This window comes from Streptomyces sp. NPDC002838, from assembly GCF_040295365.1.
Lineage (GTDB): Bacteria > Actinomycetota > Actinomycetes > Streptomycetales > Streptomycetaceae > Streptomyces.
Genome location: NZ_JBEOVF010000170.1, coordinates 1 through 1,038 on the forward strand (window position 1 = coordinate 1; position 1,038 = coordinate 1,038).

Annotated in this window: 1 protein-coding gene; it reads right to left on the reverse strand. The window is 73.2% G+C overall.

The window, feature by feature from the left end; all coding sequences use genetic code 11:
* Positions 1-9: 9 nt before the first annotated feature.
* Positions 10-1,008 carry a PDR/VanB family oxidoreductase gene (locus ABT063_RS52125; protein ID WP_502991054.1) on the reverse strand — a complete coding sequence of 333 codons (999 nt, stop codon included), beginning with the start codon at positions 1,006-1,008 and terminating at the stop codon, positions 10-12.
* Between the last annotated feature and the right edge of the window lie 30 nt (positions 1,009-1,038).

Genomic DNA, 1,038 nt, shown 5'->3' on the forward strand with positions numbered 1-1,038 from the left:
GAGGTCCAGTCAGAGGTCCAGGACGAGGTGTCGGCCTCGCGCGCGGGAGACGCAGATCAGCATCGTGTCGTTCGCGGCGCGTTCGTCCTCGGTGAGCAGTGAGTCGCGGTGGTCGACCTCGCCCTCCAGGACGGCGGTCTCGCACGAGCCGCAGATGCCCTCCTCGCAGGAGGACAGGACCGGGATGCCCGCCTGTTCCACGGCCTTGAGGACCGACAGCTCGGGCGGCACGGTCAGCGTGGTCCCGGACGCCCGCAGCTCCACCTCGATCGGCTGCTCGGCCCCGTCACCGGCGGACCGCGGCCCGGCCGTCGCGGCGAACCGCTCGACGTTCAGGGCCCCGGCCGGCCAGGTGGCGCAGTGCGCCTCGACCGCGTCGATGAGTCCGGCGGGGCCGCAGCAGTACACCAGGGCGGACGGGTCGGGATCGCCGAGGAAGCCGGCGAGGTCGAGCAGGCCGTACCGGTCCTGCGGCCGTACGGTCACACGCTCGCCGTAGCCCTCCAGTTCGGGCACGAACGCCATGGAGGCGCGCGTGCGGCCGCCGTAGAGCAGGGACCACTCGGCCCCTGCCGCCCCGGCCTGGGCGATCATCGGGAGCAGCGGGGTGATGCCGATGCCGCCACCGACGAACAGGTACTTCGCGGCGGGCCGCAGGGGGAAGTTGTTGCGGGGACCGCGCACCCGAAGTTCCCCGCCCTCGTGCACGTGGTCATGGATCCACCGCGATCCGCCGCGCCCGTCGGGCTCCCGGAGCACCGCGACACGCCAGCGGGCCGTGTCCCCCGCCGGGTCCACCGGCCCGCACAGTGAGTACTGCCGGGTGACGCCCGTGGGCAGGACGACGTCGATGTGCGCGCCCGGCCGCCAGGACGGCAGCGGTTCAACGGAGGTCGGTGCGAGCTCCAGCGATACGACACCGTCCGCCACCGTCCGCCGGGCCACCACGGTGACGGTGCCCTCGGACATGTCCGGGGCGGCGGCTGCAGGGCTCGTCACGTTCGTCATCTCCTCGGCACGGTCGGCAGGGATCACTTC

Excerpts from the sequence above, each read along its gene's own strand:
- ABT063_RS52125 (WP_502991054.1), bottom strand. The coding sequence starts at position 1,008 with ATGACGAACGTGACGAGCCCTGCAGCCGCCGCCCCGGACATGTCCGAG.